Origin of the sequence: Celerinatantimonas sediminis (assembly GCF_046054195.1) — a bacterium.
In the GTDB taxonomy this organism is placed as follows: domain Bacteria; phylum Pseudomonadota; class Gammaproteobacteria; order Enterobacterales; family Celerinatantimonadaceae; genus Celerinatantimonas.
In genome coordinates this window covers 71,417-82,490 of sequence record NZ_JBEQCS010000015.1, presented here as the reverse complement: position 1 = coordinate 82,490, position 11,074 = coordinate 71,417, and the positions used below count along the sequence as shown (strand labels likewise).

General features: G+C 41.1%; 10 protein-coding genes. 6 read left to right on the top strand and 4 right to left on the bottom strand.

The features are described 5' to 3' along the window. Positions 1 to 247 precede the first annotated feature (247 nt). Entirely contained in the window at positions 248 to 874 is a 627-nt protein-coding gene (locus ABTQ23_RS15880; RefSeq protein WP_408616725.1) for a tetratricopeptide repeat protein, read from the top strand. Positions 875 to 1,054: 180 nt separating this feature from the next. Then, complete coding sequence (locus ABTQ23_RS15875) at positions 1,055 to 1,312, top strand: hypothetical protein (protein WP_408616724.1); 258 nt, start codon at positions 1,055 to 1,057, stop codon at positions 1,310 to 1,312. Positions 1,313 to 1,421: 109 nt separating this feature from the next. On the opposite strand, the gene ABTQ23_RS15870 is transcribed toward ABTQ23_RS15875, so the two are convergent. After that, positions 1,422 to 3,341, bottom strand: coding sequence for a RecQ family ATP-dependent DNA helicase (locus tag ABTQ23_RS15870; protein WP_408616723.1), 1,920 nt, complete (start codon positions 3,339 to 3,341; stop codon positions 1,422 to 1,424). Between the two features lie 420 nt (positions 3,342 to 3,761). On the opposite strand from ABTQ23_RS15870, the gene ABTQ23_RS15865 reads away from it, so the two are divergent. Next, positions 3,762 to 4,874: an iron-containing alcohol dehydrogenase family protein gene (locus ABTQ23_RS15865; RefSeq protein WP_408616722.1), complete on the top strand. Its 1,113-nt coding sequence runs from the start codon at positions 3,762 to 3,764 to the stop codon at positions 4,872 to 4,874. A gap of 53 nt (positions 4,875 to 4,927) precedes the next feature. On the opposite strand, the gene ABTQ23_RS15860 is transcribed toward ABTQ23_RS15865, so the two are convergent. After that, on the bottom strand, positions 4,928 to 6,232 hold the full coding sequence (locus ABTQ23_RS15860; RefSeq protein WP_408616721.1) for an aspartate aminotransferase family protein: 1,305 nt from the start codon (positions 6,230 to 6,232) through the stop codon (positions 4,928 to 4,930). A 100-nt stretch (positions 6,233 to 6,332) separates the two neighbouring features. On the opposite strand from ABTQ23_RS15860, the gene ABTQ23_RS15855 reads away from it, so the two are divergent. Next, positions 6,333 to 7,196 (top strand): LysR substrate-binding domain-containing protein, encoded by an 864-nt coding sequence (locus ABTQ23_RS15855; protein WP_408616720.1) that lies wholly within the window; start codon positions 6,333 to 6,335, stop codon positions 7,194 to 7,196. Positions 7,197 to 7,228: 32 nt separating this feature from the next. Here ABTQ23_RS15855 and ABTQ23_RS15850 read toward each other — a convergent pair whose 3' ends face one another. Then, positions 7,229 to 9,220, bottom strand: a complete 1,992-nt coding sequence (locus ABTQ23_RS15850; RefSeq protein ID WP_408616719.1) for a peptidase U32 family protein — start codon at positions 9,218 to 9,220, stop codon at positions 7,229 to 7,231. A gap of 255 nt (positions 9,221 to 9,475) precedes the next feature. Here ABTQ23_RS15850 and ABTQ23_RS15845 point away from each other — a divergent pair, with 255 nt between their 5' ends. Further along, a complete protein-coding gene (locus ABTQ23_RS15845; RefSeq protein ID WP_408616718.1) occupies positions 9,476 to 9,742 on the top strand; it encodes a hypothetical protein in 267 nt (88 codons plus the stop codon). Positions 9,743 to 9,745: 3 nt separating this feature from the next. Next, a complete protein-coding gene (locus ABTQ23_RS15840; RefSeq protein WP_408616717.1) occupies positions 9,746 to 10,222 on the top strand; it encodes a hypothetical protein in 477 nt (158 codons plus the stop codon). A gap of 121 nt (positions 10,223 to 10,343) precedes the next feature. On the opposite strand, the gene ABTQ23_RS15835 is transcribed toward ABTQ23_RS15840, so the two are convergent. Then, positions 10,344 to 10,934 (bottom strand): NAD(P)H-dependent oxidoreductase, encoded by a 591-nt coding sequence (locus tag ABTQ23_RS15835; RefSeq protein WP_408616716.1) that lies wholly within the window; start codon positions 10,932 to 10,934, stop codon positions 10,344 to 10,346. Positions 10,935 to 11,074 lie beyond the last annotated feature (140 nt).

Below are 11,074 nucleotides of genomic sequence, written 5' to 3'. Positions count from 1 at the left end.
AATTTTTTTATAAATGGATAAAACCAAAACTAATATTTAGTCCCAATTTAAATACAAAAAGTTGCATTTTGCATTTAAATACACATGTAGCTTACAAAATAAAAAATATTTTTACAGACTGAAATGTTCTATCATTCGATGAATATATCTAAATTCAATACCCAATATTGTTCATCTAAATGTCATCATTGATTGTCCATAATCATTGCATACTGACCAAAATCAGTCTGGAATAGGACATGCTGACATGAAGCAAACACTTTTCTTAACTCTCATGCTGCTTATGAGTTTTTCTAGTTTTTGCGCTACATATCAGAGCGAGACGTTTGAGCGCCAATGGGCTATCTGCCAATATCAAATTTCTTCAAATACCGCTCAGATTAAATGTTACGAGCATCTAATCCGCCAAATAAAGCAATTACAAACTCAGCATCAAGATGACCTAACACTTAAAACGTTACTTGCCATTAATTTAGCCTCTCTGGCTGGCGTCGATGACGCGCCAAGCCCCTTAAAATTGATTCGAGAAGCAAAAGACATCCTACAAGAGGTCATAAACAAAGATCCCAGTACCTTGCATAGTGCAGCCTATGTCATTTTAGGAGCCCTTTATTATCGCGCACCAGGTTGGCCAATTAGTTTTGGAGACAATGATAAAGCTGAAAAATATCTAAAAAAAGCTATCGCTATTCACCCAGAAAACTTAACAACACTCTATTTTTATGCTGATTTTTTAGCCACTCGAGGCAACAAGAAAGAAGCAATTACTTATTTAAACAAAGCTCTTAAATTAGACATTTCATCGAATCGAGCGATCGCCGATGCAGGGCGAAAAGCTGATATCCAAAGGCTTCTTGATAAACTACAAAAATAGAATAGCTGCAGTTATTGTCATACATTCTAAGTGGAATAGCTTATTTAATAATCAATCACAGCATTAATGATAAAATAATTAGCAATTTTTATTGACCGCTCATATAATGACACAAAGGTTAATAGCGGTAGGTCGCTATCTATCGCTTACGAGTAGTACAAATATATCTGAGTAATAAAAATGTTTGATAAATTAAAAAATAAAGCAAAATCCCTTTCCGATAAAGTTGAACAAGATCTAAACAAAGCAAAAAATCTAGCGAATGAAAAACTAGAACAAGGTTCAAAACTTGCCAGTGAGTTAAAAAAAGATTCTCTTGAAATGAAAGAGAACCTAAGTCAGTCAGGCAAAGCTGCATTAAATGCAGCCAATGCTCAAAAAGATAAACTCAGCAAAAAAATTGATGAAAAAATTGCCAAAATGGGCGATAACAATTAACAATGATGGCAACGCGACTTAATTAGTGCTTATACAACTGCACTTTTTAGGTCGCGAGTAACGATGTTCTTCGTATTCACTTAATCAGAATTTTCCGTTATATCCTTACTTATAACCCCACAGACAAACCCTCGACCTGACTTTTTACCCATTTGAACGGATAACGCTGCAATTGAGCAAACCCTGCCATTCTGTTTGCTTTGATCTGGCTATTTAGCGGATTCGTAATTCCACACAAATACCGAGTTTGTGCGCCGATGGTTGCTTTATCAGAACACGCTGACAAAAATGGCTGTAACCAAGCGCGGATTTGCTCAGGAGTAACAGCAGGTAAATGAGGTGTCTGCAATTTTGCAACTCGCCCTTTACACACACTGCAATGGCCACAGTGCTTGGGCGCATTTTCATCAGAGAAATAATGAGCCAGTTGAAAACTTAAACATTGCGAGCTTTGCAAAAAAGCCACCATCTTATGGATACGATTAATTTCGCTTTGCTCTTTTTGCTCAAACAACAGGAATAGCTCATCAATTAAAGCTTCACGTGGAATTTGTCGATTGATGAGCTTATAAACATCTGTACTTTGCGTTGTCTGAAGTTCAATCCAGCCATTCTCGTGAAAATAATCAAGCGCTGCAACGACTCGTGCTCGAGAACTATGATAGTGTTGAAAAAGAGACTCAAAATCGAGGCTATACCAAGTTCTAGCTTGGGTCGCACTGGTTAAAATAGCTTGCACAAAGGCCCTTCTCTCGCCTTTAAACTTATCGACAATAGCATCAATGCTTTCAATTAACTTAAATCGATAGGATGCAAAATAACTGTAACTAGAGGCAATAACCCCTTTAAGTTCAAGATAAACCAATAACGTTTTAAGAGGCAGTTGGCGAATATGGCTTGCTTGAGACAAATGGTTTAATACGACCTCCCACTCATCAGCACAACGGTAAATTTCATCAATCACTTGTGCAATCGCTGACTTATCGGGCGTATCGCCATAAACAAAATTTTCGAGCACATTGAGATGTTCGGTATTTGCCAGCGTAATACATTGTGCAGGATTACCATCACGCCCCGCTCGGCCAATCTCTTGCGAGTAATTTTCCATCGATTTGGGCAAATCATAGTGGATCACTCGGCGAATATCCGCTTTATCAATGCCCATTCCAAAAGCGATAGTGGCTACAATGCAAGTTGCATCGCCTTGCATAAATTGCTGTTGAATATGTAAGCGCACATCACTTTTTAATCCAGCATGATAAGCCACCGCCGAAATACCGTTAGCGGCTAACATCTCAGCCACTAACTCGGCCGTTTTTTGCAATGTCACATAGACAATGGTCGGCGCGCTGGGCGCCTGTTGAATCAGCGTTGCTAATGCAAACTCTTTTTGCGTTTCAGCGCAGGGCATAACACTTAAGTGTAAATTAGCACGATAAAAACCCGTGATGGTGACCGCGGTTTTTGCAATTGCGAACTTATGGCACATATCCTCAATCACCGCTTGAGTTGCGGTTGCTGTTAGCAGCAAAACCTGAGGGATATTCAGCTCAGCTTTATAATGTGGCAATTTGAGATAATCGGGGCGAAAATTATGCCCCCATTCACTGATACAATGGGCCTCATCAACCACCAGCAAAGAGATTGGAATTTGTGAGATAAATTCACGAAACCGCTCATTTTTAAGTCGCTCAACCGATATCATTAATATCTTCAGCTCACCACTACGAGCTTGCTGCATCACTTTTTGTGTTTGTTCACGACTTTGTGTGGAATCAATGCTCGCCGCCGCTATCCCCTTTTCATGTAAGAATTCAAGTTGATCATTAATTAATGCTAGAAGCGGTGAAATAACCAACGTTAGATTTGGCAACAACACCGCGCTCAATTGATAACAGAGCGATTTGCCCGAGCCGGTAGGAAATATCGCAGCAGCTGATTGGCCGTTTAAAATATTGCTAATCACCTCATGCTGACCATGTCGAAGGCTTTCGAAACCAAAATATTGCTTTAATGCCTGTTCCATCATTTCTACCAAAACCTAAGGATATTTTTATACTTGACGCAATGTTACGTTATTCAATAGCGTGAAATTACGCAATTATGCTGATTGAATACAGCCAACATAACAAATTCAGTGCCTGCGTGTCTGAGCTAACACAAAAAGTGCCATAAAAAAATTTGTCAGCTAGCAGCGATTGTTATACGGTTTTCTCTCAATTTAGGAAAATCAATCACACCTTTGCCCTAACTGCTGCAATATGACAGCTCTGGCCATATTTCTAGCTCATGGACAAATTCTATGGTCATTTTCCTAGAATAATTCTGCTGATCTCATTTTCTCTGCAAGCTATTCACCAAAGCTGTATTGCGCTAAAACGAGACTAAGCATCAGATCAATCAAGCTAAGCCACATCAATAACAATAAAAAAGTAGCAAGGAGAACACAATGTCAAACCAAACCATTTATCTTCCCAACTACACGGTAGGTGAAGATGCCTACACCAAAGTTGGGGCCATGACTGCAGTTTATGGCACCAAAGCGGTGGTCATTGGCGGTAAAACAGCCATGAGTAAGGCCAAAGCAGCGCTTGAAGCCGGCATTCAACAAAGTAGTCTAACGCTGTTAGATTTTCTCTGGTATGGCGGGGATGCTACCGATGAAAATGTCGAACGGCTTAAAAATCATCCACAAGTGCAACAAGCACAGATGCTCTTTGCCGTCGGTGGCGGACGCGCTTGTGATACTGTAAAAACATTAGGTTCATTAATCAATAAACCTGTTTTTACCTTTCCAACCTTGGCATCCAACTGCGCCGCTTGTACATCACTAAGCGTCATGTATAACAGTGATGGCTCGTTTAAAGAGTATTTCTACGAAGATCATCCACCGCTGCACACCTTTATTAATACGCAAATAATTGCCGAATCTCCTGCTCAAATGTTTTGGGCTGGCATTGGTGATGCGCTGAGCAAAGAGTATGAAGTCGAATATTGCTGCAGAGAGAAAAAACTTTCTCATCTGCCACTATTAGGTTTAGGGATTGCTAAAACCTGCACTGATCCACTACTTAAACATGGCCAAAAAGCATTGGAAGACTGCCGTAATAATCGGGTTTCAGCAGAGCTTGAAGAGGTTGTTTTAGATATTGTGATGCTTACCGGGATTGTCTCAAACTGCGCGGTCCACATCAGTTCACAAATCCCTGAGCAAGATCAGTATTACTACAATAGCTCACTGGCACACTGCGTTTATTATGGCTGTTCATTGATTCCTGCTTGCGAGTCTCACCTGCACGGTGAAATCGTCGCTTTTGGGGTTTTATGTCTGTTGAAATATGACCAAAACGATGCCGAATTTGATCGCATTTTAGCCTTTAATAAAGCACTTGGACTACCAACCACCATGGCTGAAATTGGCTTAAGCAGAGATGACTTAGCAACTGTCGCCAACGTTGCAGAGTCTGTTATCGAGTGGCAGTCCGCACCTGGCACACCGAGCAAAGAAAAATTTATCGAAGCGATTTTAGAAACCGATCGCATTGGCCAAACCGGTCAATAAAACCGCTAAAGCAGCACCTTTGTGCTGCTTTAGCTTGCCAAATGAAAACGATTTTAAGCTATTGCGGCACTAATCGCTTGGTCGATAATTTGCAGCGCCTTATCAATTTCCTGCTCACTTACGGTAAGCGGTGGCCCGATTCGAAAGACAGAGCCCATTTTAGGAACTCTCACCACATTCATGCTTAGGCCACGAATCAGTGCCTCATAAGCAATTTTATCGCCTAACTCTATCGCTGGCTGTTTAGTTTGCTTATCGGTCACGATTTCTAACCCCAGCAATAACCCTCGCCCACGAACATCACCAATACAAGCAAATTTTTCCTTTAATGCTTCAAGCCCTTGTTTAAGATGAGCCCCAGCAATTTTTGCATTCTCAATGAGAGATTCTTCTTCAAGGATATCTAAAACACTCACGCCAACAGCCGCTGGCAGCGGATCCGAAACATGCGTGGTTAAAAAGATAAACCCCTGCTCATAAGCTTTTTGCTCTATTTCTTTGCTGGTTAACACAGCGGCTAATGGCAACCCTGCGCCTAGTGTTTTAGACAAGGTTAAAATATCCGGCACTATGCCATCACGCTGAAAAGCGAATAGGTCGCCAGTGCGCCCCATGCCGGTTTGCGCTTCATCGAGAATTAATAACATCTCGCGCTCTTGGCATTTTTTCTTTAACGCTTTTAAATACCCCAATGGCAATTCAATGACACCACCGGATGACAAAATCGGCTCGGCAATAAATGCGGCTAGGCTTCCGGTTGATTGGCTATCAATTAGCTCAAAGGCGTAATCCAACTCACGTTGCCAATCTAACGTGCCATCACTGTGGGTAAACGTGGGTCGATAGGTATTAGGCACAGGGATAGCAAAAGAGCCGACATTGGCAGGACCACATCCTCTGCGCGCGGAACAATAAGTAGCTGATGATGCAGCGCCCGTCATCCCGTGCCAGCTTTTAGAAAATGCGACGATTTCGTGTTTGCCCGTAACACATTTGGCAATACGAATCGCAGCTTCGTTAGATTCACCGCCCGTTGATAATAACAAGACTTTTTCAAGCCCTGGCACAAAAGAGCCTAAGCGCCGAGACAACTCAATCACTGGACGAGATAGAAATCCACTAAAGGTATGATCTAACTGTCCAATCTGATTACGAATCGTTGCCACAATTTTAGGATGGGAGTGACCAAAAACAGCACTCATCTGCCCAGATGTAAAATCCAGAATGGGATTATCGTCACTATCATAAACATAGCTGCCTTGAGCATGGTCAATCAGACAGTGTTCAAATTTTGGCCCATAACGCATCACATGGTTTTCAGCGCTGGACCACAACTCTTGGTCATCCACTTTCATCATTATTCCCTCAATTACCAACGGATAATAATGAGATTACACAGCGCTTCTCATAAAGTATAATTAATAACTTGTGATTCTAAATTCAATAAATTTGATATCTATGCTATCACTCGATATACCACTACTGCGTAGTTTTGTTGCTGTTGCGCGTAACCACTCCATTAAAACCGCGGCGAATGTGATTGGTCGAACCCAGTCAGCACTGAGCATGCAGATTAAGCGATTAGAAGATGTTGTTGGGCAAAGCCTCATTCATCGAGAACGCTATGGCGTAGAACTAACCGCAGCCGGTGAGCGCTTACTAGTTCATGCGCTAAATATTTTAGAGCAGCATGACCGAGCGCTTAGCGATATTACTGGCAATGGCCTGCATGGGCTGGTTAGTATTGGGTGCCCAGAAGAATACCTCAGCGCTTATTTTCCAAAGCTACTTAGAGAATTTAATCTTAAAAACCCGCAGGTCGAGGTTGAAATTGTGTCAGCACCGACAACTGAGTTGCGTGGTTTGCTCCGCCAAAACAGAGTGGATCTTGCTCTTATTTCACTGCCTGACGGTAGCGATTCGACAACATTAATTAAAACCGAACAGTTTGTCTGGGTTGCCAACCATCCAACGCCATCGCCTTTAAAGCGAGAACTATTGCCGCTGGCATTATCGGCCCCCAATACATTGGAACATCGCGCTGCTCGCGAGGTGATAGAAAAACACCAAATCAACTATCGAATCGCCTTTGCCAGCAATAGTTTTGCCGCACTATTAGCAATGACTCGTTCAGGACAAGCCATTAGTGTAATGACGCAATCAGCGATTCCCGATGATCTGCATATTTTGACAACTCAGTTACCAAAACTGCCGCAAATTGGCGTGCATTTAAGCTATGCTTCAGCCAAACCATCGCAGCTGGTTAAAACCTGCGGAGAGTTTATTAGAACTTATCTGAGTTCATCCCCAAACCCAACGTAATTGGGGACAAAGGCAATAAATCAAAGGCTGATTTACAAACCATTGGTAAACTGCTGATGAGTCGTTGGCTCAATCTCTTTTGCTAGAGCGCCTCGAGCACTATCGCGGGTACTTTTTTCGCAAAACGCCACGAACTGGCGAGCAATTTCGTGCTTATCTACGCCAAACTGGGTTTGCGTCTGAATTGCTCTTAAGTCAATAAATAGGTCCGAATAGAGATTTTCAACCTCATCAAACAGCTCTAAATTCAGATAATGATACGGATGATAAAGGCTGTTGTGCTCACCTAATTGTTTATCAATGATATACGCCTGAGTATTCAAGTTTATAATTTCAGCGTGTTTTTCACACCGAGGCAGACAACTTCGTGTAACCTGCTTTTTACGACAACCGACAGTTTGCTGAAATAAACACTGCCGAGAAGTCAGTAAATTCAATGGATGAAACAGATGAAAGCACAATCGGAACTCATTGGGCGCGGCAATTGTTTTCATCTGCCGCGCTGATATTTCACCAGAAATAAATCCGCCACAGCAACCATATTCCTGCTTGAGACAAATCAGCGCATAGGCGTTGCTCAAATTAAGTTGTGGCCCTGCTATCCAATCAATGCCTAATGTCTTGGCTAACATGCCAACCCCGGCGTTGTCACTGACAATTAGAGCTGGATGCACTTTAGTTAAAAAACGTTTGGCCGCACTATAATCTTGCGCCATTAATACCGCAGGAAACCATGGAATAAGCCAAACATGCGAAGTAAATAGCTCAATGAGCGCCTCGACGCTAGATTGCAATGCGCTTGGTAGCTGATAATACAAAGCTGCATCAATATCAGCATAAGTCTCAATTTCTTCAGGCTTTGAAATTAATATATTAAGCTTCGGTGATGCTATCTCTTTTGTATAATCTCGTTTGATAACGGGCACTCGAATATCGGCGGTTTTATATCGACTAGGTTCACTCTCATATTGACGCTGTTCAAGTTCTTGAATACGCATTTTCATAGTCTGAATAATCTGGGTATTCTCATCATAAACTTGGCGTTTAATGAGCTGCTTTTCATCTAAAGTTATGGCATCAGCTTGCTTGGCAAAATGCACAGGCGCGTGATTTCGCGGATCATCAATATACATCTGCCTCGATATTTCGCCATCTAGATAGCCTGCTGAAAAGTCGCGATTAAACACCTGATATAAAGGCGTTAAATCGTGGTTTAAGGGCTCATTTGCTTCAAAACTATCAATCTGCTCTCGCCACTTTTGCACCACCGTATAAACATAGTGAGACTGCTTCATTCGCCCTTCAACTTTAAGCGAATAAACGCCCGCTTTAGCAAGCTCGGCAAACTTATCAAATACGCTGATATCTTTAAGATTAAGTGGAAAATTTGCGCCAGCTTCGGTCATTTGATATGGATCACGACAAGGCTGACTGCAGCGACCTCGATTGCCTGATGCACCATTGCGCTCGGAACTGATGTAACACAATCCCGAAAAACCAATGCAATGCGAGCCATGAATAAATACTTCAGTCAGTACCTTTCGTTGTTTAGCGTATTGGCTAAGCTCACGAATCTGCGCTAAATCCAGCTCTCGCGATAAGTTCACTCGGCTTACCCCAAGATTGGCAAGAAACTCAATTTGCCCTTCATTGTGAGTATTAAGCTGTGTTGAAGCATGTACATCTAACATTGGGAAATAATGTTTTAGGATATATCCAAGCCCTAAGTCTTGAATAATAATGCCGTCAATATTGGTATGAACCAGTTTATTGAGCAGGCGAACCACAGCTCGAATTTCACTTTCCAGCAGAATGATATTAAGAGTTAAAAAAATCTTACAATCATAATGATGAGCCATCGTTGTGATGACTTTTAGCTCATCTAACGAAAGATTAGACGCTCGGCTTCGAGCATTAAAGCGCTCTAAACCACAATAGATTGCATCGGCACCGGCTACAATTGCAGCTTTAATTGACTCTAAATCACCACCTGGAGCAAGCAACTCAAACTGACTACGACTCACAAAATATACCTTAACAGCTCAACTAAGTGGGCCATTTTACGCAAGTTTCATAAGCATTCGCTGATCTATGATAAACACCAACAAGATGCAGGATAAGACATAACCCCACAACAGAAACAAGAAATGTTATATCACTCTAAAAAGCCATAATAAGTAAGCGCTAATATAATTAGAAACTGCTAGTCGTTGGCGGTTAGCTCAGAGCAATCGGCACTAGCGAATGGATTCAATTAATTTTTGATGTATTTTCAATCAATGAACAAAGTCATACTTATTGAGTTGTTAACTGATATAGAAGTCAGCTTGAAACATTTTGCGCCTTATTCATCAAAAATTGCAAAAATCCATAACTTAGTTATTAACCTTAAAAAGGAAAATTTAGCAGTTTTCAATGCAAGTAACTTCGGCGCATTTGATGACGTAACCGAATTACTGGGTGTATTAAAATCAGAGCTTATTTTTGCTCAAGCAGGAAATAAAGATGAGTTAATGCAGCGAATTGACAAACTGGTGAAACCATAAATTATGACAGCTCAAACTCCAGAGAAAATTATCATTAATGGCCGTGAACAATCACTTTACAGCCAGCCCATTATTCCCTCAAATTGCGAAGCAATTGATGACTTAGAGGAAATATTAGGCGATCCTCGAGCTATCTTCGATGCTGAATATAAAAAGCAATTTAATATTACTGATGAACTGTATACAAAATTACATAGTGTTGAGAGCACTTGTTGCTGGCGCCAATATATAGGAACTTGGCAAATTACCAATAGTAGGTTGTACTTAGTTAAAGTCGAAGGAAAGTTTCTTATTAAGCAATCAGCACCGCTATTTGCCGACTGGTTCAGTGGTGACCTCTTAGTCGCTGATGAACATTGCCGCGCTTATTTTAACGAGTCCGAAGGTTGGATTTGTTCATCTCACAAATGTATTCATGTGAAAAATGGCATTATCACCACAACTGATATCAGAAAGAACCCAGAATTTAATCGAGATTAACTAAATAATCTCAAAGGTTCACTCACCAGATTTTTATTCAGTGATAAGAGGTGCCAGACAAATGGTGCAACATCCATGTTGCAACTGTCATTCTTAAATACACTTAAGAAGCTTTAATCGCTTATTTAAGTGAATTTAATACTCTATTTAAATGCGCTTTATATCTCTCAAAATCCTGTTCAACCTGTGGATTTTTAATGACGTCATTACACATAAATGTTTCAAGTGGTACCATCCCTAAAAATTGATGCGCTTTATGCGTTGCTATGTATACGCCATCGACCCCAACACCGCCAAAAAATTGAGACGGGTCGTTAAACGCCTCTTCTGGCGCATTCCAAGTCACTGAAAGCATGTATTTCTTCCCATGCAGCAGACCACCAGAACCATATTTTTTTTCAGCATCTTTTCGGCTTCGACCATCACTTTGGTACAAGCGCCCGTGCCCGATGGTAAAAATGTCATCAATGTATTTTTTAACAATCCACGGAGGCCCCATCCACCAGCCAGGCATCTGTTGGATAACAACATCAGCCCACAGCCATTTGGCAATCTCTTGCTCAATGTCATAACCATTATCTATCTGTGTGACCTGAACCTCATGATTTGAGCTTTCTAAATAATCCTGAGCACAATCTGTCAACGATTGATTCAGTTGACCTTTGGAATGAGCAAATGCCTTTGCACCATTTAAAATTAATATGTTCGACATTATTAACCTACTTAAATTAAAAATTACGCTACGTCTAATCATGAGTCATCGTCAATTTCCACCTTATGGGAGTACGGATGCCCCGTGAAATAACGTAATGCATCTACATGCAGATTGTTAAATCAGGTAAATGGGTGACC

What these genes read in the sequence shown, in the direction of transcription:
- ABTQ23_RS15880 (WP_408616725.1), top strand. Translation starts at nt 248, where the DNA reads ATGAAGCAAACACTTTTCTTAACTCTCATGCTGCTTATGAGTTTTTCT.
- ABTQ23_RS15875 (WP_408616724.1), top strand. Translation starts at nt 1,055, where the DNA reads ATGTTTGATAAATTAAAAAATAAAGCAAAATCCCTTTCCGATAAAGTT.
- ABTQ23_RS15870 (WP_408616723.1), bottom strand. Translation starts at nt 3,341, where the DNA reads ATGATGGAACAGGCATTAAAGCAATATTTTGGTTTCGAAAGCCTTCGA.
- ABTQ23_RS15865 (WP_408616722.1), top strand. Translation starts at nt 3,762, where the DNA reads ATGTCAAACCAAACCATTTATCTTCCCAACTACACGGTAGGTGAAGAT.
- ABTQ23_RS15860 (WP_408616721.1), bottom strand. Translation starts at nt 6,232, where the DNA reads ATGATGAAAGTGGATGACCAAGAGTTGTGGTCCAGCGCTGAAAACCAT.
- ABTQ23_RS15855 (WP_408616720.1), top strand. Translation starts at nt 6,333, where the DNA reads ATGCTATCACTCGATATACCACTACTGCGTAGTTTTGTTGCTGTTGCG.
- ABTQ23_RS15845 (WP_408616718.1), top strand. Translation starts at nt 9,476, where the DNA reads ATGAACAAAGTCATACTTATTGAGTTGTTAACTGATATAGAAGTCAGC.
- ABTQ23_RS15840 (WP_408616717.1), top strand. Translation starts at nt 9,746, where the DNA reads ATGACAGCTCAAACTCCAGAGAAAATTATCATTAATGGCCGTGAACAA.
- ABTQ23_RS15835 (WP_408616716.1), bottom strand. Translation starts at nt 10,934, where the DNA reads ATGTCGAACATATTAATTTTAAATGGTGCAAAGGCATTTGCTCATTCC.